Source organism: Streptomyces sp. NPDC057877, from assembly GCF_042796855.1.
In the GTDB taxonomy this organism is placed as follows: Bacteria; Actinomycetota; Actinomycetes; order Streptomycetales; family Streptomycetaceae; genus Streptomyces.
In genome coordinates this window covers 43,285-63,906 of the sequence record NZ_JBHVMS010000004.1, presented here as the reverse complement: position 1 = coordinate 63,906, position 20,622 = coordinate 43,285, and the positions used below count along the sequence as shown (strand labels likewise).

Here is a 20,622-nt window from a genome sequence, read left to right as displayed (position 1 = left end):
ACGGATGCGCATACGACCCCGAGCACCCGCCGACCGAACCAGGCCCCCACCCGGCCCGAGCGCCCCGTTTACCACACCGTGCTCAGGCCATGAATGTAGCGCACGCCAGAAGATCCTGTTTGCCGCGTCTCATTTAAGGACGCCCATCACATCTTCATCAATGGCTGGAATCCATCCATCCACGGGTATCCGCAGCCACCCCTCCCGCGCCGAGAGCCGCGTCGCCGCCCGGCGCAGGGCCTCGAGACCAGGGTGCACCAGCCCCTTCCGCCACACCAATGACACCGGTGACAGAGGTATCGGCTCGACCAAGGGCCGCACCACCGAGCCAGGCATGGCCGGAAAGCCCACCACGGCGAGCACCGGAGTGCGGGTCTTGGTCATCAGCCGCTGGAACTCCTCCTCGCCGACGGCCAGCGGAAAGGGGGGCGCCAGTTCGATCCCCCATCCCTCGAACAGGTGGCGTGCGAGGTCGGTCCACTCCGGTGTACGGGGGTTGCCCGCGCCCGCGTAGACCGAGTCGCCCGCCAGCGCCGTCAGCGGAACCGCCTCCAGCGCGGCGAGCGGATGGCCCTCGGGCAGCATGATCGCCATCGGTTCGACACGGACCGGCTGATGGTCCAGTTGTGCCCGCAGCGCCGGGTCCAGACCGGCGAACCGGCCGAAGGAGGCGTCCAGCCGCCCGGCGACCAGCTCCCCCGCCGCCCCGGTCAGGCCGCTCTCGTAGCGGGCCATCAGCTCCAGGTCCGGGGCGAGTTCGCGGGCCAGGTACAGCACCCGGCGATGCGTGTCCAGGCCGGGCGAGTTCAGGTCGACCAGCAGCGGGCGGGTCTGCCCGAAGGCGGTCAGCAGGTCGTCCTGCGCCTGGAGCACCCGGCGGGCGTACGGCAGCAGCCGCTCGCCGTCGGCGGTCAGCGTCACCTGCCGGGTCGTCCGCACGAACAGCTCGGCACGCAGTTCCCGCTCCAGTCGTCGTACGTCCCTGCTGAGCGCCTGCTGGGCGATGAACAGCCGGGCGGCGGCACGGGTGAAGTGCAGTTCCTCGGCGACCGTGACGAAGGCGCGCAGGAGACGGGGGTCCACATCGGCGGGCATCCGGGGAATTTACAACAGGCGTGCGTGAATCGGCACTCACCAGGTGTTGGACCCCTTGATCACATCCGCGCGACGGTGAGCGCATGCCGCAGTCACCCGCCGCGCAGGACACCCCTGTCCGCCAGCCCTCCAACCCCTACCTCCGTCTCTTCACCATCCCCGGCGCCCGAGCGTTCACGGTCGGGAACCTGATAGCCCGCCTCCCGATGGGCATGTTCAGCGTCAGCGCGGTCGTGATGATCGCCGGTTCCCGGGGCTCGTACGCCCTCGCCGGTGCCGTCACCGCGACCGGGCTCGCGGCGACCGCGCTGGTCGCCCCCTGGACAGCGCGGCTCGTCGACCGGCACGGGCAGGCGCGGATCGCCGTACCGGCGACGCTCTGCGCGGCGCTGGGCAGCCTGGCGCTGGTGGCGTGCGTGCACTACGACGCGCCCGACTGGACCCTGTTCGCCGCCTACGCCGCCACCGCCACCACCCCGAACACCGGCGGCATGTCCCGCGCCCGCTGGTCCCATCTGCTGCGCGGCGACGCCAAGGGGCTGCACACCGCCAACGCCTTCGAACAGGCCGCCGACGAGCTGTGCTTCATGCTCGGGCCGGTGCTCGCGGCCTTCCTGTGCGGGACCTTCTTCCCGGAGGCGGGCACGCTCGTCGGGGTCGTCCTGATGGTCGGCGGTGTCCTGCTGTTCGCGGCCCAGCGGTCGACCGAGCCGCCGGTCACTCCCGGCGCACGCCCCGCGGGCAAGGCGCCGCTGCGCGCGCCCGGGATGCGGCCCCTGCTCGCCGTATGCCTGGCGACGGGGGCGGTGTTCGGGGCGATGGAGGTCGTCACGATCGCGTTCGCGGACGCACAGGGGCAGAAGTCGGCGGCGGGTGTGGTGCTCGCGCTCCAGGCGGCCGGTTCGTGTGCGGCGGGTCTGGCGTACGGCGCCCTGAAGCCGTCGGGGTCCGTGCGGGCCCGGCTGTCGTGGTGCATCGCCGCGATGACCGCGCTGCTGACGCTGCCGCTGCTGGCCGCCACGCTCACCGGTTCGCTGGTGTTCCTCGGGGGCGCGCTGCTGATCGCGGGGATGGCGACCGCCCCGACCATGGTCACCAACATGACACTGGTCCAGCGCGTCACCCCCGAGGGGCGGCTGAACGAGGGCATGACGCTCGCGGTGACCGGGCTGCTGGGCGGCATCGCGTGCGGCAGCGCGGGCGGCGGCTGGGTGGTCGAGCACTGGTCGCCGACGGCGGGGTACGGGGTGCCCGTCCTGGCCGCGGCGACGGCACTGCTGATCTCGCTGGCCGCGCTCGCCCGGTCCCGCGCCTGATTTCCCTCACCGCCCTCGCCCGGTCCCGCGCCTGATTTCCCTCACCGCCCTCGCCCGGTCCCGCGCCTGATTTCCCTCACCGCCCTCGCCCGGTCCCGCGCCTGACCTCTCCCGCCACGCCCGCCCAACCCCCCTCTCGACCCCTCGCCCGACCCCGCACCCGACCACCCCCACCCCGCGCCGCGAACCCACTCCCACCCCGTCCGCTCGATCGAACCGCTTCACCAATCCCGGTGCCACCCATTGACGCCACCCCGCCCCACTCCTACCTTCAGCTGTCGAAGCGCTTCGACATCGCTCGTCGAACACGTTCGACGAGCGATGCCCTCTTCCCATCCGGCTCCCCTGGAGGCACAGGATGTTGACGGCACGACGGCGCGTGGTGGCGACGGCGGTGATCCTTGCCGGATCACTGCTGCTGACCTCCTGCGGCGATGCGGACAGCGGCTCGGGCGGCGGCGACGGAAAGACGCTCCGCCTGTGGCACTACGAGGCCCCGAACAGCGCGATGGGCGTCGCCTGGACGGAGGCGATCAAGGAGTTCGAGGCGAAGCACCCGGGCGTGAAGGTGAAGTTCGAGGAGAAAAGCTTCGAGCAGATCCAGAAGACCGCGCCCATGGTCCTGAACTCCTCCGACGCCCCCGACCTCATGGAGTACAACAAGGGCAACGCGACCGCGGGCCTGCTCTCCAAGCAGGGCCTGCTCACCGACCTCACCGCGGAGGCCGGGAAACGCGGCTGGGACGACAAGCTGAGCGACGGCGTCCGCACGACCAGCGTGTACGACGAGAACGGCGTCATGGGCTCCGGCAAGTGGTACGGCGTCCCGAACTACGCCGAGTACACGATGGTGTTCTACAACAAGGACCTCTTCGAGGAGCACGGCATCGAGGAGCCCACGACCCTCGGCGAACTCACCGCCGCGATGGACGAGTTCGTCGACGCGGGCGTCACCCCGCTGGCCAACGCGGGCGCCGAGTACATAGCCCACCAGTACCTCTACCAGCTCGCCCTCTCCCAGGCGGACCGCGCCTGGGTCGACGCCTACGAGCTGTACGAGGGCGAGACCGACTTCCACGACGCGGCCTGGACGTACGCCGCCGAGACCTTCGCCGACTGGGTCGACAAGGGCTATATCGCCAAGACGTCCAGCGGGACGAAGGCGGAGGCGGCCGGGGTCTCCTTCCTCCAGGGCGACGCGCCGATCCTGTTCTCCGGCTCCTGGTGGTACGGCCGCTTCCAGGAGGAGGCGGGCTTCGACTGGGGCACCTTCCTGTGGCCGGGCTCCGACCTCACCCTGGGCTCCGGCGGCAATCTGTGGGTCGTACCCAAGAGCGCCGAGAACAAGGAACTCGCCTACGACTTCATCGACATCACCCTGACCAAGCGCATCCAGAACCTCCTCGGCAACAACGGCGGCGTGCCCGTCGCGGCCGACGCGGAGGCGATCACGGACCCGCAGTCGAAGAAGCTGATCGAGGACTTCAACACCCTCTCCGGGCGCGACGGACTCGCCTTCTACCCGGACTGGCCGGTCACCGGCTACTACGACGTCCTGGTCTCGGAGACGCAGAAGCTGATCACCGGCAGCGCGTCCCCGGACGAGTACCTGGACGCGTTGCAGGAGGCGTACGACAAGGGCGTACCGAAGCGATGACGGTCACCGTCGAGAAGCGGGGGGCGGCCTCGAAGACGCGTCGGCAGGTCACCGGGAACCGCCCCCGCCGCGACTCCTACGCCCTCTTCCTGCTGCCCGGCGCGCTCGCCTTCCTCGCCGTGATCGTGCTGCCGTTCGCCATGAACACCGGCGTCAGCTTCACCGACTGGCAGGGCGTGGGCACACCGGGCGCCGACGACTGGACGGGTCTTGAGAACTACCGGGAGCTGCTGGACGACAGCGAGTTCTGGGCGTCGTTCCGGCACAGCCTGTTCATGGTGGTGGCGATGGCGGCCGTACCGACCGTCGTCGGGCTGGTGCTGGCGGCGGCGCTGTTCGACTACGTCGGCAAGCACTTCGGTACGAAGACGGTCGCCGTGCTGCGGGCCTGCTTCTATCTGCCGCAGGTGCTGCCGATCGCGGTCGCGGGCATCGTGTGGAGCTGGATCCTCGCCCCGGAGAACGGCTCCCTCAACGAGCTGCTGAAGGCCGTCGGCCTCGGCTCCTGGCAGCAGGACTGGCTGGGTGATCCCGATCTCGCGCTGTACACCGTGATGGCGATCCTGGTGTGGGTGCAGCTCGGCTTCCCGCTGGTGGTCTTCATGGCGGGGCTGCAGCGCGTCGACCCGCAGCTGTACGAGGCGGCGGAGCTGGACGGGGCGGGCTGGTGGCGCCGGTTCTGGCACATCACGCTGCCGCAGATCCGCCCGGAGACGTACGTCGTGCTGACGTGGTGTTCGATCGCCGCCCTGAAGGTGTTCGGCGCGGTGTACGTGCTGACGAAGGGCGGGCCCGGCGGGGCCACGAACGTGCCGTCCTACTTCTCCTTCACCACGTTCTTCGAGAAGACCCAGGTCGGCTACGGCGCCGCGATCTCGACGGTGCTGACGATCGTCATTCTTGCGCTCTCCCTGCTCGGGCTGAAGCTCCAGACCCGTGCCGAGGACGCCGAGGAGGGACTGAGGACATGACCACCGCCCTGCGCCGCTACCCGGTGCTGGTCGCGCTGACCATCGCCGCCCTCTTCATGATCGTCCCGTTTCTGATCGTCGCCGTGAACGCCGTGAAGTCCCCGGCGGAGTACTCGCAGAACGGCCCGCTGAGCCTGCCCGAGGGCCTGTACCTCGACGGCCTGCGCGACTTCTGGGAGCGCGTGGACTACGGGCAGAAGCTGTTCAACTCCGTGCTGATCAGCGGCTCGGTCGCCGTCCTCGCGGTGGTCCTGTCGGTGCTGAACGCGTACGCGATCGGCATCGGGCGCGTGCGGGGCCGTACCTGGGTGCTGGCGTTCTTCGTGCTGGCGAACATGCTGCCGCAGGAGGCGCTGGTCTACCCGGTGTACTACCTCAGCAAGGAGGTCGGCCTCTACGACACCAGGCTGAGCGTGATCATCGTGTTCACGGTGATCCAGGCGGCGTTCGGGACGTATCTGCTCGCCTCCGTGCTCGGGCAGTTCCCGCGCGAGATCATCGAGGCCGCCCGGATCGACGGCGCCAGCAGGTGGCAGGTGCTGTGGCGGATCGTGGTGCCCGTCAGCCGCCCCACCCTCGGGGTGCTGCTGGTGTTCTTCTTCATCTGGACCTGGAACGAGTTCCTGCTGCCGCTGGTGATGCTGATCTCCAACGACAACCAGACGGTGTCGGTGGCCCTCGGTGTCCTCCAGGGCCAGCGTCTGATGGACGCCACCATGACCAACGCCGCCGCCCTGCTCGGTGTGCTCCCCGCGATCGTCTTCTTCCTCGTCTTCCAACGGACCCTCACCCGCGGCATCGCCGTGGGCGCGGTCAAGTAACCCGCAGCGGTCAAGCGACCCTCAACCGAAGGGGGACCCCCCACGTGAAGTTCACCGACGGCTACTGGCTGCTCCGCGACGGCGTCACCGCGGCCCACCCGGTCGAGGTCCTCGATGTCGCGGACCAGGGCGGCGCCCTGGAGGTCCACGCGCCGACCCAGCCCATCCGCCACCGCGGCGACCTGCTGAAGGGACCGGTCGTGACGATCACCGCGCACGCCCCGATGCCGGACGTCATCGGCGTCACCGTCACCCACTTCGAGGGCGAGCAGCCGCGCGGCCCCCGGTTCGACCTGACCCGCACCGACTTCACGCCCCAGCTGTCGTACGACGACGCACACGCCACCCTCACCTCCGGCGACCTGTCGGTACGCATCGCCCGCGGCGGCCCCTGGCACGTCGACTTCCTCGCCCACGGCCGCACCCTCACCACCAGCGGCCCCAAGGGCATCGGCATCATGCGGGACGCGACCGGCGCCCACTACCTGCGCGAGCAGCTCGGTCTGGGCGTGGGCACCTGCGTCTACGGCCTCGGTGAGCGCTTCGGGCCGCTGGTCAAGAACGGCCAGGTCGTCGACATCTGGAACGCCGACGGCGGCACGGCGACCGAACAGGCCTACAAGAACGTCCCCTTCTATCTGACGGACGCGGGCTACGGCGTCTTCGTCGACCACCCGGGCAAGGTGTCCTTCGAGGTCGGCTCGGAGACGGTCTCCCGGGTGCAGTTCAGCGTGGAGGCGCAGGAGCTGACGTACTACGTCATCCACGGCCCGAGCCCGAAGGAGATCCTGCGCAAGTACACGGCCCTCACCGGCCGTCCGGCGCTGCCGCCCGCCTGGTCGTTCGGGCTGTGGCTGTCGACGTCGTTCACCACGTCGTACGACGAGGAGACCGTCACCTCCTTCATCGAGGGCATGCGGGAGCGCGAACTGCCGCTGTCGGTCTTCCACTTCGACTGCTTCTGGATGCGGGAGTTCCACTGGTGCGACTTCCAGTGGGACCCGCGGGTCTTCCCGGACCCGGAGGGCATGCTGGCCCGGCTGAAGGAGCGCGGGCTGCACGTCTCCGTGTGGATCAACCCGTACATCGCCCAGCGCTCGCCGCTGTTCGCGGAGGGCAAGGCGCTCGGACACCTGCTGAGGCGGCCGGACGGGAGTGTCTGGCAGTGGGACCTGTGGCAGCCGGGGATGGCGCTGGTGGACTTCACCAGCCCGGCCGCCCGGGACTGGTACGCGGCCAAGCTGGAGGCGGTGCTGGCGCAGGGCGTGGACTGCTTCAAGACCGACTTCGGGGAGCGGGTGCCCACGGACGTGGTGTGGGCGGACGGCTCCGACCCGGAGCGGATGCACAACTACTACACGTACCTCTACAACCGCACCGTCTTCGACGTGCTGCGCAAGCACCGCGGCGAGGGCGAGGCGGTCGTGTTCGCCCGGTCGGCGACCGCCGGGAGCCAGCAGTTCCCGGTGCACTGGGGCGGCGACTGCGAGGCGACGTACGAGTCCATGGCGGAGTCGCTGCGCGGCGGGCTCTCGCTCGGCCTCTCCGGGTTCGGCTACTGGAGCCATGACATCGGCGGCTTCGAGGGCACCCCGACAGCCGCCCTGTTCAAGCGGTGGCTGGCCTTCGGGATGCTGTCCTCGCACAGCCGGTTGCACGGCAGCTCCTCCTACCGGGTGCCGTGGCTGTTCGACGAGGAGTCGGTGGACGTGCTGCGGCACTTCACGGCCCTGAAGCTGCGGCTCATGCCCTACCTGTACGAGGCCGCCCGGACCGCCCACGCCGAGGGGACGCCGGTGATGCGCGCCATGGTGCTGGAGTTCCCGGACGACCCCGGGTGCGCGCATCTGGAGCGGCAGTACATGCTCGGGCCGGACCTGCTGGTCGCGCCGGTGTTCAGCGACGAGGGGGATGTCACGTACTACGTCCCCAAGGGCACCTGGACGCACTTCGTGACCGGCGAGACGGTGACCGGGCCGCGCTGGGTGCGCGAGCGGCACGGGTTCGACAGCGTGCCGCTGCTGGTGCGGCCGGGCGCGGTGATCCCGGTGGGCGCGGTGGCCGACCGGCCCGACTATCCGCACGCCGACGGGGTGACGCTGCGGGCGTACGGCCTTCAGCGGGGCGCGCGGGTGACGGTGCCCGTCGGCGACGTCACCTTCACCGTCGTACGCGAAGGGGACCTGCTGCGGGCCTCGTGCAGTGACCCGGCCGCCCCGTGGGCGCTGGCCGCCGGGGAGCGTCAGGCACGGGCGGCGGCGGGGAGCGGGTTCCTCACCCTGGAGCTGGGCTGATGGTGAAGATCACCGATGTGGCCCGGCACGCCGGGGTCTCCCCCAGCACCGTGTCCTACGCGCTCAGCGGCAAGCGCCCGATCTCCGAGGAGACCCGGCGCCGCGTCGAGGACTCCATCCGCGCCCTCGGCTACCGCCCGCACGCCGGGGCCCGCGCCCTCGCCAGCAGCAAGTCGAACGTGCTGGCGCTGGTGGTGCCCTTACGCGCCGGTATCCACGTCCCGGTCGTGATGCAGTTCGCGGTGTCCGTGGTCACCACCGCCCGCGCCCACGACCACGACGTCCTGCTGCTCACCCAGGAGGAGGGCGAGGAAGGGCTGCGGCGGGTCGCGGACACGGCGCTGGTGGACGCGCTGATCCTGATGGACGTCCAGCTCGACGACCCCCGGCTGCCGTTGCTGCGCTCCCTGGAGCGGCCGAGCGTGATGATCGGGTTCCCGGCCGATGCCACCGGGCTGACCTGCATCGACCTCGACTTCAAGGCGGCCGGGGAGCTGTGCGTGGAGCATCTGGCGTCCCTCGGGCACCGGACGGTCGCGCCGGTCGGCTCACCGCCCGAGGTGTACGTGCGGCGCACCGCCTTCGCGCAACGCGTGGTGCAGGGGTTCACGGCGGCGGCGGACCGGCACCGGCTGTCGTCCGTCGTCCACCCCTGCGAGGCCTCCCCCGCCGCCGCCCGCACCGCCGCCGAACGGCTGCTGCGCGAACAGCCCGCGCTGACCGGCGTCGTCGTCCACAACGAGCCCGTCCTCGAACCGCTGATCGACGCCTTCGAGCAGCTCGGGCTGCGGGTGCCCGACGATCTGTCGGTCACCGCGATCTGCCCGCCCGAGCTGGCCGAGTCGGTGCGCGTGCCCGTGACCTCCGTCGCCCTGCCGTCCGCGGAGATCGGTACGCGGGCCGTGGAGCTGCTGATGCGGAAGCTGGACGGGGCGCCCGTGGACGGGGCGACGCTGTTGGCCGCGCGGCTGACGGTGCGGGCGAGTACGGCACGGCGGAGTCTCGGGTGACGGTCACTGTCCGTACGGCCCCGCCCCGCCACCCCGGACGGTTCAGCCCGAGGTGAGCCCCCACGCCGTGCCGAGGCGGTGGGCAGCGCACAGGTTGACGTCCAGGAAGTAGGCCCCGGCGGTGCCGCACTGGGTGGCGGAGGCGCCGGGGTCGACGGGCTGGCCGTGGCCCATGCCGGTCAGGGAGTACGTCTCGACGACCGCGCGTCCGGCCGGGTTCCGGAAGACCTGGTGCGGGTATCCGGCGACGGTGTCACTGACGTCGGCGGTCTGGTCGGCGCCGTGCACATCGGTCCACTGGCGCGTCAGGTCGGTCATGTTGACCGGCTTCACGGTGTAGTCGGCGGTGCCCTGGAGGACGGTGAGCGTCGGCCACGGCCCGGTGTAGCCGGGGCGGGCGGCCCGCACCCGGTCGCCCCACTGCTTCGGGGTCTGGGTGGCGCCGACGTACATGCACACGTACGGCGATCCTGCGGCCTGCGCACAGCCGTACGGCAGCCCGGCGACGACGCCGCCCGCGGCGAACTTCTCCGGGTACGTGGCCATCATCACGGAGGTCATGCCGCCCCCGGCGGACAGCCCGGTGACATAGACGCGGGAGGGATCGGCGCCGGTGTCGGCGAGTTGCCGGTCGATCATCTGGGCGATCGAGGCGGCCTCGCCCTGGCCTCGGGTGATGTCGCCGCTCTGGAACCAGTTGAAGCAGCTGGAGAGGTTGTTGGCGCTCTGCTGCTGCGGCAGGACGACGGAGAAGCCGTGGCGGTCGGCGAGCTGGAGCCAGCCGCTGCCGGTGCCGTAGCCGGGGGCGTTCTGGGTGCAGCCGTGCAGGGCGACGACGACCGGTCGCCCGGCGGGCAGTCCGTCGGGGACGTAGCGGTACATCTTCAGCGCGCCGGGGTTGCCGCCGAAGCCGGTGACCTCCTGGAGGGAGGCCGCGGCGGCCGGGGTCGGGGTGAGCAGCACCGAGAGGAGGGCGGCCAGGGCGGTGAGGAGGGTCGCGGCTCTGGTCTGTGTCGTGGGGGTTCGTGTCATGAGGAGGGACCGTAGAAGCGTGAACGATCCCTCGATATGGGGTCGGGCCCCACAAACACGACGAGGACCCGGTGGCTGTACACCACTGGGTCCTCGTCGTATGTGATCACTGGGAACTGTGGATCTTCCCGGCGGCAACGCGAACTCTCCGGCCCGCTCCCAGCACGGGGGTGCGGGTGGCGAAGCCCGCGCCTCGCGGGGCGAAACCGCGCAGAAACGACGAGGGCGACATGGGCTCGCGCTTTCCGCGAGCCATGTCGCCCTCGACCTCGTGGAGATGGCGGGAATCGAACCCGCGTCCAACGGTGCGGAACCAGGGCTTCTCCGTGTGCAGTCCGCTGCGCTTTTCTCAGCCCCGGAGATCACGCGGACAAGTCTCCGACGGGCTCAGTCACTGTTTGGTTTCCCTCTATACCCCGTGACCGGGTTTAGAGGTTTAGTCCCCTAGTCGATGCCAGGATCCGGGTCGGGAACAGCCCCGGGCTGACACTCCCTTTAGTAGGAGGCTCGCTCGCGCTGCCTATCAGGCAGCGAGGGCGAAGGCCTGCTGGGAGGAATCGCGCTTGGTGTTGGCGATTATTTTTTTCGGCCTGTGGTTTACGAGATCATGGCCGCTTCCTCGACACGCTTCCCCTGCTTCGACAGCCGCTGTCGAAACCGATCATCCCCATGTTGATTTTTCAATCACGCTGACCCGCTGTGGGGTCGAGTGCCATCGTACGTGAACAACGCGGGCGGATGCCAGCGTATTCCCGGCGCCCCGGCCAGGGCTCAGGCGCGCTGCTTGCGGCGTACCGCCGACATCACGCGCTCGGCCTCGCGGCGGTCCTGCTTCTCGCGCAGGGTCTGGCGCTTGTCGTACTCCTTCTTGCCCTTCGCCAGCGCGATCTCGACCTTCGCCCGGCCGTCCTTGAAGTACAGCGCCAGCGGCACGATGGTGTGCCCCGACTCCTGGGACTTGGACTCCAGCTTCTCGATCTCCGCGCGGTGCAGCAGCAGCTTCCGCTTGCGGCGGGCGCTGTGGTTGGTCCAGGTGCCCTGGCTGTACTCGGGCACGTGCACGTTGTACAGCCATGCCTCGTGGCCGTCGAGCTGCACGAACCCGTCGGCGAGCGAGGCCCGTCCCTGGCGCAGCGACTTCACCTCGGTGCCGGTGAGGACCATCCCGGCCTCGTAGGTGTCGATGATGAGGTAGTCGTGCCGCGCCTTCTTGTTCTGCGCGATCAGCTTGCGCCCTTTTTCCTTAGCCATAGTGTGGCCATTTTCGCACCATGGAGGGGGTGCGGGGGAAGCCGTTTACGCGGGTGCTACTGGCCGAGGCCGTCGAGCACCGTCTCCGCGCGGCTGAGGGCCTCCTGCCCCGCCTCCAGGTCGGGGGTGATGCCCTGCCCGTCCACGCCCCGGCCCCCGGGGGTGCGGTAGTGGCCGACGGTCAGCTCGGCCACCGAGCCGTCGGGCAGCTCGCTGGGCATCTGCACGGAGCCCTTGCCGAAGGTGCGCGAGCCGACGACCACCGCCCGGCCGCGGTCCTGGAGGGCGCCGGTGAGCAGCTCGGCCGCGCTCATCGTGCCCCCGTCGACGAGCGTGACCAGGGGCCTGGCGGTGTCGCCGCCGGGCTCGGCGTGCAGGGCCTGCTGCTCGCCGTCGACGTCGTAGGTGGCGACCAGGCCGCCGTCGAGGAAGGCGGAGGCGGCGGTGACGGCCTCGCTGACCAGGCCGCCGGAGTTGCCGCGCAGGTCCAGGACGACGCCGTCGCCCTCGGGGGCCCGGCGCACCGCCTCGCGCACGGCGTCGCCGGAGCCCTTGGTGAAGGCGGCGACCTTGATCACGGTGGCGCCGTCGGGGAGCCGCCGCACGGTGACGGAGTCGGTGGACACCCGGGCGCGTCGCAGGGTGAGGCTCCACGCGCGCGTGCCGCGTTCCACACCGAGCCGGACGGTGGATCCGGCGGTGGCGTCGGGCGCGTCGGTGTCCTCGGCGTCGCCGCGCAGCAGGGCGACGACCTCGCTGACCGGCCGCCCGTCGACGTTCTTCCCGTCGACGCTGCGCAGCCGGTCCCCGACGCGGATCCCGGCGGCGGCGGCCGGTGACCCGGAGTGCACCTTTATCACCTGGATGCGGCCGTCCCGCTCCCGTCGCGCCCACAGCCCGACGCCGGTGTACTCGCCGTCGAGGGCGTCCTCGAACTCCTCGTACTCACCCTTGGAGTACACGGCGCCCCACCGGTCCCCGCTGCGGCTCACGGCCCGCTGGGCGGCCTCCACCGGTGACTGACCGGACTCCATGGCCTCCTCGGCGGCCCGCGCCACCTCCTCGGGGTGGCTGCTCGCGGCGGCGGCCGTGCGCCCGGCGTCGGGCCGCCGCTCGCGGTCGGAGCCGGGCAGCGAGCCGGTCGCGGCACCGGCCACCAGGACGCTCGCGAAGACCAATGTCAGGGCGGCCCCGCGGCGTACGCGGCGGGGCGGACAGAACAGGTCTCGGCCTGACATGGCGGTGAGTCTAGGACAACGCGAAGGGCCGCACGGCCCGTTGACCGTACGGCCCTCTTGGGTTACGTCACACCTTCAGGTACTTGCGCAACGCGAAGAACGCTGCCAACGCGGGCATCAGCACACTGGTCGCCAGGATGAGCGGCAGTTTCGTCAGCACCGCGTCCCAGCCGATGAAGTTGATGAGGTTCAGCTTCTCGGAGAGCGCGAGGCCGTTGTCGATGATGAAGTACCGCCCGACGAGCAGGAATCCGCACGCGAGCCCGCCGCCGATGAGCCCGGCGACCGCGGCCTCCATGATGAACGGCGCCTGGATGTAGAAGCCGGAGGCGCCCACGAGGCGCATGATGCCGGTCTCCCGTCGACGGGAGAACGCCGAGACGCGCACCGTGTTGACGATCAGCATCAGCGCGACGACGAGCATCAGCGCCATGATCGCGCGCGCCGCCCAGTTCATGCCGTTCAGCAGCCCGAAGAGGTTGTCCAGGATGCCCTTCTGGTCCTGCACGGACTGCACCCCGTCACGCCCGTCGAAGGCGGTCGCGATGACCTGGTACTTCTCCGGGTCCTTCAGCTTGATCCGGTACGACTCCTGCATCTGGTCCGGGGTGAGCGAACTGGCGAGCGGGGAGTCCCCGAACTGTTCCTTGTAGTGCTTGTAGGCCTCGTCCTGCGACTCGTACGTCACCGAGTCGACGACCGTCATCTTCTCCAGGTCGGTCTGGATCTGTTCCTTCTGGTCCTTGGTGACGGCGCCCTTGGCGCAGTTGGGGTCGGACTCGGCGTCGCTCTTGTTGCACAGGAACACCGAGACGTTGACCTTGTCGTACCAGTAGCCCTTCATGGTGTTCACCTGGTCGCTCATCAGGAGCGACCCGCCGAACAGGGCGAGCGACAGGGCGACGGAGACGACGACCGCGAACGTCATCGTCAGGTTGCGGCGGAGACCGACACCGATCTCGGACAGTACGAACTGGGCGCGCATGGCGTCTCGTTAAGCCTTTCCGTGGAGCCGGTCGTCAGTGCTGGTAGCCGTAGACGCCGCGCGCCTGGTCGCGGACGAGACGGCCCTTCTCCAGCTCGATGACGCGCTTGCGCATCTGGTCCACGATGTTCTGGTCGTGCGTCGCCATCACCACGGTGGTGCCCGTCCGGTTGATGCGGTCGAGCAGCTTCATGATGCCGACGGAGGTCTGCGGGTCGAGGTTGCCGGTGGGCTCGTCGCAGATGAGCAGCTTGGGCCGGTTGACGAAGGCCCGCGCGATGGCGACGCGCTGCTGCTCACCACCGGACAGCTCGCCCGGCATCCGGTCCTCCTTGCCGCCGAGCCCGACGAGTTCGAGCACCTGCGGCACGGACTTGCGGATCTCACCGCGCGACTTGCCGATGACCTCCTGGGCGAAGGCCACGTTCTCGGCGACGGTCTTGTTCGGCAGCAGCCGGAAGTCCTGGAACACCGTCCCCAGCTGGCGCCGGATCTGCGGCACCTTCCAGTTGGAGACACGGGCGAGGTCCTTGCCCAGGACGTGCACCTGGCCGTGGCTGCACCGCTCCTCGCGGAGGATCAGCCGCAGGAAAGTGGACTTTCCGGAGCCGGAGGATCCCACCAGGAACACGAACTCGCCCTTCTCGACCTCCAGGGAGACATCCCTGAGGGCTGGGCGGGTCTGCTTGGGGTAGACCTTGGAGACATTGTCGAATCGGATCACGGATGCACCACGGGTCGCCGGGGGTAGATGAGCGTGACCATACGCGAACCGGGTGCACCAGCGCAGGCACCGGTAGCGGTTGTGTGGGGCTTGTGCGCTTTTGTTCCCGACCGCCTCTCCGAGCGCCCGCGCCCTTTCCGGGGGAACCTGGCACAGTGGGAGGGGAACGTTCGCGTTTCCGCGGGCGTTGTAAGGGTGTGACCGGCACGAGGAGGGCGAGCGCATGACGTACGACCGGCTGGTGTGCGCGAGCTGCGCCGCACCCGTGAGTGAGGGCCGCTGCCCCGTGTGCCGGGCCAACCGCGAGCGGCTCCAGCAGGAGAACCCCTTCGCGGCCCTGACCCCGGCGGCGCTGATCGCCCTGCTGGCGGTCCTGGTGGCGGCGGTGGCGCTGCTGGCGGCCCACCAGACCGCGTGAGCGCGGTCACCGCGTAGAAGACCCACGAAGGGCCGGAGCTGGATGCTCCGGCCCTTCGCTGTGTGTATGTGTGCGGCTCGCTTCGCGTATACGCGCGACCCGCCACGTCGGTACGCGCGGCTCGCTCGGTGTACGCGCTCGGCTACCGTCAGGCGGCGGCGCCGCCCCGGCCGCCCATGAGGCGCGGCAGTACGCGGAAGCCGATACCACCGGCGATCATCGTCGCGGCGCCGACCAGCAGGAAGGTGGTCTGCGCGGCACCGGTCTCGGCCAGTTCCTCGCCACCGCCCTGGGCGGACGGCTCGACGGAGGGCTCGGAGCCGGTGTCCGTCAGCGCCGAGGAGCCCTCGCCCTGCGCGGAGTCGCCGGAGCCGCCGTCGGGGTCGGTGTTGCTGTTGCCGCCACCGTTGCCGCCGTTGCCGTTCCCGCCGCCGTTGCCGTTCCCGTTGCCCGGGTTGCTCGGCTCCTCCTCGACCGGGTCCTCGGGCTCGGTGGGCTCCGGGTCCTCGGTCTCCGGCTCCGAGGTGGAGGGGTCCGGGGTGTCCGGGATGCTGGGACCGGGGTCCGGCTCCGAGGTGGAGGGGTCCGGGTCCGGCTCGCTCGGGCTCGGGCTGGGCGACTCGTCCTCGCTGCACAGGACGCCGAGGATGCAGTCCTCGGTCTCGCCCTCGGCGGCGGATGCGGCGCCCGCGGCGGTCAGCGAGGCACCGGCGGCGATCACGGCACCGGCCGCGATGCGCGCGATCCGGATCCGCGTCTTCTTGGTCATTGTCTGCTACCCCCAGTAGCTCATCGTCAATTGGGCGGCGCTCGGGGCCGTGATCGACGGAGGTAGCTGTCGTGAAGCCCCCCGGTTCACATGCGCCCCGCAGATACGCATGCCGAGCTTTACCCTTCCCATTTTTCAAAGAAGCGTCAAGGCCGTTGCGTACGCAATGTCCGCCTTGGTGCTGTATGCCGGGGAGTTGAAGTGTGTGGGTGTGATGTAAACGGCAACTGCCACCCAGAAGGCGGCAGTTGCGAGCGTTTTACGTCGACTCAAGTCGACAAATGGGTACGGCTACTTCTCCTGCTGCTTGCGCCAGCGAATTCCGGCCTCCAGGAAGCCGTCGATCTCGCCGTTGAAGACGGCCTCGGGGTTGCCGACCTCGAACTCGGTGCGCAGGTCCTTGACCATCTGGTACGGGTGCAGGACGTACGAACGCATCTGGTTGCCCCAGGAGTTGCCGCCGTCGCCCTTGAGGGCGTCCATCTTGGCCTGTTCCTCCTGGCGGCGCCGCTCCAGCAGCTTGGCCTGGAGGACGTTCATCGCGGTCGCCTTGTTCTGGATCTGCGAGCGCTCGTTCTGGCAGGAGACGACGATGCCGGTGGGGAGGTGGGTGATGCGCACCGCGGAGTCGGTGGTGTTCACGCCCTGACCGCCGGGGCCGGAGGACCGGTAGACGTCGATGCGCAGCTCCGACTCGTCGATGTCGACGTGGTCGGACTGCTCGACGACGGGGAGCACTTCCACGCCCGCGAAGGAGGTCTGGCGGCGCCCCTGGTTGTCGAAGGGCGAGATCCGCACGAGGCGGTGCGTGCCCTGCTCGACGGAGAGGGTGCCGTAGGCGTAGGGCGCCTGGACGGCGAAGGTGGTGGACTTGATGCCCGCCTCTTCCGCGTACGAGGTCTCGATCAGCTCCGTCTTGTAGCCGCGCTGCTCGGCCCACCGCAGGTACATGCGCTGGAGCCGCTCGGCGAAGTCCGCGGCGTCGACGCCACCGGCCTCCGCGCGGATGTTGACGAGCGCCTCACGGGAGTCGTACTCGCCGCTGAGCAGCGTCCTGACTTCCATCTCGTCCAGCGCCTTGCGGACGGCGGTCAGCTCCGACTCGGCCTCCGCGCGGGTGTCCGGGTCGTCCTCCTCCTCGGCCATCTCGAACAGCACGGAGAGATCGTCGATCCGCGAACGCAGTGCCTCGGCCTTCCTCACCTCCGCCTGGAGGTGGGACAGCTTGCTGGTGATCTTCTGCGCCTCGTCCGGGTTGTCCCACAGGGACGGCACGGCCGCCTGCTCCTCGAGCACGGCGATGTCTGCCCTCATCCGGTCCAGGTCCAGAACGGCCTCGATCGACTCCATGGTCGAGGAGAGGGACTTCAGCTCTTCGGATACATCGACGACTGCCACGCCTCCAGCGTAACGGCTCCGCCGGGGGAGCCATGCCGGGTGGAGGGGGAGGGGGCTTCGGTGGTCGCTGGGGGTGGGGGCTGGGGGGCTCGGGGCGGGGGCCCGCCGGGGGCGTGGGCCTGCGGGGACGGGTTGCGTGGGGTCACGGGTCCTCCGGGTCGCGTGCCGGGGCTCCCGCCGGGCGGGGTCGTGGCGTCGGAGCGGGGGCGCCCCCCGGGGCCGGGGGTTCCCGCCCGGGGGTCAGGGCGTCTCCGGGGCCGACTGGCGGGGCTCCTGGGGCGGCATCGTCGTGCTGTCGGCCGAGGTGGAGAGCCAGGTGCCGAGGGCGGCGGCTGTGAGCAGGGCCACTGTGGCGACGGCCAGGGTGAGGCGGCGACGACGGGTGGTGGTGCGGTGGCGGGCCGAGCCGGGGCGGGGGGCGCCGGTGGGGCGGGGGGCGCGGGCCGTGCCGCGGGCGCCTCCGGCCAGCTCGTCGGGGCCGGGGACCCTCATCGACGTATGGGTGTCGCGGTTGGAATCCGGTTTGGCGCCGGGGACCAAGGGGACCGCTCCACGCCGTATCCGCGCCACCGCGGGGGGTGAGGGCTCGCCCGTGGGCTCCGTGGGGGCGTCGGCGGGCGGCTCCGTGTCCGGCTCGTCCACGTCCAGCGGGGGCATCCCGGCCAGCAGCGGGAGCTGCTCGCGCAGGCGGGCGGCCAGCTCGGAGGCGCGCAGGCGGGACGCGGGCGCCTTGGCCAGGCACTGGACGAGCAGTTGCCACAGCTCCTCGGGGATGCCGGGCAGCGGGACGACCGTCTCGGTGACGTGGCGGCGCAGGACCGCGCCGGGGTGGCCGCCGCCGAACGGCGTGAACCCGGCCAGCAGCTCGTACAGCACGGTCGCCAGCGCGTAGATGTCGACGGACGCCCGGGGCGGCAGGCCCTCGACTATCTCCGGGGCGAGATAGTCCGGCGTACCGATGATCTTCGTAGCGCGGGTCCGGCGCGGGGAGTCGATCAGCTTCGCCACGCCGAAGTCCGTGAGCAGGGCCCGGTGCGAGCCGCCGGGGCCCAGCGGACCCTGCATGTCCAGCAGGATGTTCTCCGGCTTGACGTCCCGGTGCACGACCCCCGCCGCGTGCGCCGCGGCCAGCCCCTCCGCCACGTCCGCCACGATGGCCACCGCCGCCTCGGGCGCGAGCCGCCGCTCCCGCTCCAGCCGGGTGCGCAGATCCGTACCGCGGACCAGGTCCATGACCAGGGCGAGGTCGTTGCCGTCGACCACCAGGTCACGGACCGAGACGACGTTCGGGTGCTCCAGGCCCAGCAGTGCCGTGCGCTCCTGCACGAAGCGTCCGACCAGCTCCTGGTCGGAGGCCAGGTCCTCGCGCAGCATCTTGATGGCGACGGGCCCCTCGGGTCCCTCGCCCAGCCACACCGTGCCCGCGCTGCCCCGCCCCAGGATCTGGTTGGCGGTGTACCGGCTGCCGATCTTCCGTGCCAAGACTGCTCCTACAGACGCGTGTTGTCGCTAAAACTACGCGTCCGAGGAACCAACCTTCACCGCGGAGTCGGAAATCACCCACTGGGTGTCGACAAATCCACTGACCGAGCCACCGTCACGCCTCTACGACGACGAACCGCCGCCCAGTTCCTCGAGCCAGCCGGTCACCGTGCCGAACCAGTCGGTGAGCTGCTCCCAGTAGCCCTTGCCGGTGCCGATCCAGTCCTGCAACGGGCTCAGCTCCCAGACCAGCCATCCCGCCACGAACAGGATGACGATCGTGACCAGGCACCCCTTCAGACAGCCCAGCCCGGGGATCCGCACCGGATTGGCGCCGCGCTGCCGCGGCTGCCGCGGTTCCCGCACCGGCCGCTGCGGCTGCTGGGGCTGTTGCGGCTGAGGCGCGGGCGCCGGGGCGTACCGCTGTGGCTGACGCGGCTGCTGGGGCTGCACAGGCGCGTACTGCTGCGGCTGGTGCTGCGGCGGATAGCCGTAGCCCGGCGGCGGTCCCTGCTGCGGGCGCTGCTGCGGCTGGGGCCGCTGCGGCGGCTGCTGCGGGCGGGCGACCTGCCGCTGGGGGCGGCGGCGCAGCGGGTCCTCGTTGGGGTCGAGGTACTGGACCTGCGTCTGCTCGTTGCGGTCGCGCGCGGCGCGCAGCTGGGTCTGCCAGGGGTGCGGCTGATCGGGCTGCTGGCCCTGCGGGAGGACCTGCGTCGGGTCGGCGTTCGGGCCGCCCGGGGTGTTCGGCAGTACGGCGGTGGGGTCGGCGGCGCCCGCGGGGCCGCCGGTGTGCGGCAGGACGCTGGTCGCGGCGTTGGGGTCGTAGGCGCCCGCGCCGTGCGGCAGCACCTGCGTCGGGTCGGCGGCGCCCGGCACGGCCGTCGGGGACGGGTCGGGGGCGAGGATCGCGCCGACGCCCTCGGCCGCGGCGATCTGCGCGGAGTTGGCGTGCACGCCGACGCCCTCGGCGACGACACGCAGCCCGCGCGCGAGGTTCTCGGCGCTGGGCCGGTCGTCGGGGTTCTTGCGCAGGCAGCGCTCTATGACCGTCCACAGCGGCTCGGGAACGGTGGAGGGGCGGCGCGGCTCGGCGCTCAGGTGCTGGTGCAGTACTTCGAGCGCGGAGCCGCCGGAGAACGGCGGACGGCCGGTGACCAGCTCGTACAGCAGGATCCCGGCGCCGTAGATGTCGACGGCGGAGGTCTGCGGGCGGCCCTCGGCGGACTCCGGAGCGACGTACGCGGGCGTGCCGACGAACTCCTGGGTGCGGGTCAGGCCCGGGGAGTCGGCGAGGCGGGCGATGCCGAAGTCGGTCAGCATCGGGTGCATCTGGCCGCCGTTCTGCTGGAGCAGGACGTTGGCCGGTTTCAGGTCGCGGTGCACGACGCCGTCCGCGTGGCTGGCGCCGAGCGCGTCGGCGATCTGCGCGGTCAGCAGGGCCGCGGCGACGGGGGTGAAGGGCCCGTTCTCGCGGAGGTAGCGGTGCAGGTCGGGCCCGTCGACGAGGTCCATGACCAGGGCCAGCAGATCGCCCTCGACGACCAGGTCACGGACCCGCACGATGTTCGGGTGGGTCAGGCGGAGCAGCACCGACCGCTCGCGCAGGAACCGCGTCACGATGTCCGGGTCGCTCGCCAGTTCCTCCTTGAGGACCTTGATCGCGACGGTCTCGCCCGGCTGTCCAGGAACGGCTGCCTCGGCACCGGCGGTCTCGCGCTGGCGGGCACGCCAGACGGTTCCCGTGGCCCCGCGTCCGAGCGGCTCCTCTAGGAAGTACTTGCTGCCTACCGGCCGCACGTCATGCGCTCCCTGCTGCTTGCGTCGTTGTTCCGACCCACTGTAGTGGCGTGGACCCCGCTCCCGGCCTGTCGTCTTTACGGCTCGTCTTCACGGTTGGTCTTCACGGTTGGTCTGCACGGTTGGTCTGCACGGTTGGTCTGCACGGTTGGTCTGCACGGTTGGTCTGCACCGCTCGTCTTCACGGCTCGTCTTCACCGCTCGCCTTCACCGCTCGCCTTTACGTCCGCCCCCAGCCGTCCGTACATGTTCGAAGGAAAGACGCTCTCCTCGGTCCCGCGGTTGCCCAACCCGAACGTGACCGATCTCAAGCGGTCGTCCGGATGGCGGTGTGCCAGCACTTTGCAGGCACTTTTGCGGGCAG

Annotated in this window: 17 protein-coding genes and 1 other RNA gene; 7 read left to right on the top strand and 11 right to left on the bottom strand. The window is 70.6% G+C overall.

Annotated features, from left to right (window positions below):
- Positions 1-129 precede the first annotated feature (129 nt).
- A complete protein-coding gene (locus tag ACFVQG_RS11780) occupies positions 130-1,095 on the bottom strand; it encodes a LysR family transcriptional regulator (protein ID WP_383379956.1) in 966 nt (321 codons plus the stop codon).
- 83 nt (positions 1,096-1,178) lie between these two features.
- Here ACFVQG_RS11780 and ACFVQG_RS11775 point away from each other — a divergent pair, with 83 nt between their 5' ends.
- From ACFVQG_RS11775 to ACFVQG_RS11750, 6 genes are all read left to right on the top strand, one after another.
- A complete protein-coding gene (locus ACFVQG_RS11775) occupies positions 1,179-2,411 on the top strand; it encodes an MFS transporter (protein ID WP_383379953.1) in 1,233 nt (410 codons plus the stop codon).
- A 358-nt stretch (positions 2,412-2,769) separates the two neighbouring features.
- The gene (locus tag ACFVQG_RS11770) at positions 2,770-4,068 is read left to right on the top strand and encodes an ABC transporter substrate-binding protein (protein ID WP_383379950.1); all 1,299 of its coding nucleotides are present in this window, start codon (positions 2,770-2,772) and stop codon (positions 4,066-4,068) included.
- Positions 4,065-5,039: a carbohydrate ABC transporter permease gene (locus ACFVQG_RS11765; RefSeq protein ID WP_383379947.1), complete on the top strand. Its 975-nt coding sequence runs from the start codon at positions 4,065-4,067 to the stop codon at positions 5,037-5,039. The genes ACFVQG_RS11770 and ACFVQG_RS11765 overlap by 4 nt, the downstream gene beginning before the upstream one ends.
- Complete coding sequence (locus tag ACFVQG_RS11760; protein ID WP_383379944.1) at positions 5,036-5,860, top strand: carbohydrate ABC transporter permease; 825 nt, start codon at positions 5,036-5,038, stop codon at positions 5,858-5,860. The genes ACFVQG_RS11765 and ACFVQG_RS11760 overlap by 4 nt, the downstream gene beginning before the upstream one ends.
- Before the next feature lie 44 nt (positions 5,861-5,904).
- Positions 5,905-8,154, top strand: a complete 2,250-nt coding sequence (yicI, locus tag ACFVQG_RS11755) for an alpha-xylosidase (protein ID WP_383379941.1) — start codon at positions 5,905-5,907, stop codon at positions 8,152-8,154.
- On the top strand, positions 8,154-9,164 hold the full coding sequence (locus ACFVQG_RS11750; RefSeq protein WP_383379938.1) for a LacI family DNA-binding transcriptional regulator: 1,011 nt from the start codon (positions 8,154-8,156) through the stop codon (positions 9,162-9,164). The genes yicI and ACFVQG_RS11750 overlap by 1 nt, the downstream gene beginning before the upstream one ends.
- A 42-nt stretch (positions 9,165-9,206) precedes the next feature.
- On the opposite strand, the gene ACFVQG_RS11745 is transcribed toward ACFVQG_RS11750, so the two are convergent.
- The 6 genes from ACFVQG_RS11745 to ftsE form a co-directional block, all read right to left on the bottom strand.
- The gene (locus ACFVQG_RS11745) at positions 9,207-10,196 is read right to left on the bottom strand and encodes an alpha/beta hydrolase family esterase (protein ID WP_383379935.1); all 990 of its coding nucleotides are present in this window, start codon (positions 10,194-10,196) and stop codon (positions 9,207-9,209) included.
- Between the two features lie 269 nt (positions 10,197-10,465).
- Positions 10,466-10,865: a transfer-messenger RNA gene (gene ssrA, locus ACFVQG_RS11740) on the bottom strand.
- A 102-nt stretch (positions 10,866-10,967) separates the two neighbouring features.
- Entirely contained in the window at positions 10,968-11,447 is a 480-nt protein-coding gene (gene smpB / locus ACFVQG_RS11735; protein WP_383379933.1) for an SsrA-binding protein SmpB, read from the bottom strand.
- Positions 11,448-11,503: 56 nt separating this feature from the next.
- Positions 11,504-12,685 (bottom strand): S41 family peptidase, encoded by a 1,182-nt coding sequence (locus tag ACFVQG_RS11730; protein ID WP_383379930.1) that lies wholly within the window; start codon positions 12,683-12,685, stop codon positions 11,504-11,506.
- A 67-nt stretch (positions 12,686-12,752) separates the two neighbouring features.
- Positions 12,753-13,670 (bottom strand): permease-like cell division protein FtsX, encoded by a 918-nt coding sequence (gene ftsX / locus ACFVQG_RS11725; protein WP_383379927.1) that lies wholly within the window; start codon positions 13,668-13,670, stop codon positions 12,753-12,755.
- A gap of 34 nt (positions 13,671-13,704) precedes the next feature.
- Complete coding sequence (ftsE, locus tag ACFVQG_RS11720) at positions 13,705-14,394, bottom strand: cell division ATP-binding protein FtsE (protein WP_210925726.1); 690 nt, start codon at positions 14,392-14,394, stop codon at positions 13,705-13,707.
- A 223-nt stretch (positions 14,395-14,617) separates the two neighbouring features.
- Here ftsE and ACFVQG_RS11715 point away from each other — a divergent pair, with 223 nt between their 5' ends.
- Entirely contained in the window at positions 14,618-14,812 is a 195-nt protein-coding gene (locus tag ACFVQG_RS11715) for a hypothetical protein (RefSeq protein ID WP_383379924.1), read from the top strand.
- Between the two features lie 148 nt (positions 14,813-14,960).
- On the opposite strand, the gene ACFVQG_RS11710 is transcribed toward ACFVQG_RS11715, so the two are convergent.
- The 4 genes from ACFVQG_RS11710 to ACFVQG_RS11695 all read right to left on the bottom strand — a co-directional run bounded on the left by ACFVQG_RS11710 (position 14,961) and on the right by ACFVQG_RS11695 (position 20,258).
- Complete coding sequence (locus ACFVQG_RS11710; RefSeq protein WP_383379921.1) at positions 14,961-15,581, bottom strand: LPXTG cell wall anchor domain-containing protein; 621 nt, start codon at positions 15,579-15,581, stop codon at positions 14,961-14,963.
- A gap of 291 nt (positions 15,582-15,872) precedes the next feature.
- The gene (gene prfB, locus ACFVQG_RS11705) at positions 15,873-16,979 is read right to left on the bottom strand and encodes a peptide chain release factor 2 (RefSeq protein WP_383379918.1); all 1,107 of its coding nucleotides are present in this window, start codon (positions 16,977-16,979) and stop codon (positions 15,873-15,875) included.
- A gap of 240 nt (positions 16,980-17,219) precedes the next feature.
- Positions 17,220-18,461: a protein kinase gene (locus ACFVQG_RS11700; RefSeq protein WP_383379915.1), complete on the bottom strand. Its 1,242-nt coding sequence runs from the start codon at positions 18,459-18,461 to the stop codon at positions 17,220-17,222.
- Between the two features lie 123 nt (positions 18,462-18,584).
- Positions 18,585-20,258 (bottom strand): protein kinase, encoded by a 1,674-nt coding sequence (locus ACFVQG_RS11695; protein ID WP_383379912.1) that lies wholly within the window; start codon positions 20,256-20,258, stop codon positions 18,585-18,587.
- Between the last annotated feature and the right edge of the window lie 364 nt (positions 20,259-20,622).

Bases quoted from the DNA above. Each gene is read 5' to 3' on its own strand.
- ACFVQG_RS11730 (WP_383379930.1), bottom strand. From the start codon at position 12,685: ATGTCAGGCCGAGACCTGTTCTGTCCGCCCCGCCGCGTACGCCGCGGG.
- ACFVQG_RS11745 (WP_383379935.1), bottom strand. From the start codon at position 10,196: ATGACACGAACCCCCACGACACAGACCAGAGCCGCGACCCTCCTCACC.
- ACFVQG_RS11710 (WP_383379921.1), bottom strand. From the start codon at position 15,581: ATGACCAAGAAGACGCGGATCCGGATCGCGCGCATCGCGGCCGGTGCC.
- ACFVQG_RS11750 (WP_383379938.1), top strand. From the start codon at position 8,154: ATGGTGAAGATCACCGATGTGGCCCGGCACGCCGGGGTCTCCCCCAGC.
- ACFVQG_RS11765 (WP_383379947.1), top strand. From the start codon at position 4,065: ATGACGGTCACCGTCGAGAAGCGGGGGGCGGCCTCGAAGACGCGTCGG.
- ACFVQG_RS11715 (WP_383379924.1), top strand. From the start codon at position 14,618: ATGACGTACGACCGGCTGGTGTGCGCGAGCTGCGCCGCACCCGTGAGT.
- smpB (WP_383379933.1), bottom strand. From the start codon at position 11,447: ATGGCTAAGGAAAAAGGGCGCAAGCTGATCGCGCAGAACAAGAAGGCG.
- ACFVQG_RS11775 (WP_383379953.1), top strand. From the start codon at position 1,179: ATGCCGCAGTCACCCGCCGCGCAGGACACCCCTGTCCGCCAGCCCTCC.
- ACFVQG_RS11780 (WP_383379956.1), bottom strand. From the start codon at position 1,095: ATGCCCGCCGATGTGGACCCCCGTCTCCTGCGCGCCTTCGTCACGGTC.
- ACFVQG_RS11770 (WP_383379950.1), top strand. From the start codon at position 2,770: ATGTTGACGGCACGACGGCGCGTGGTGGCGACGGCGGTGATCCTTGCC.
- ftsX (WP_383379927.1), bottom strand. From the start codon at position 13,670: ATGCGCGCCCAGTTCGTACTGTCCGAGATCGGTGTCGGTCTCCGCCGC.
- ACFVQG_RS11760 (WP_383379944.1), top strand. From the start codon at position 5,036: ATGACCACCGCCCTGCGCCGCTACCCGGTGCTGGTCGCGCTGACCATC.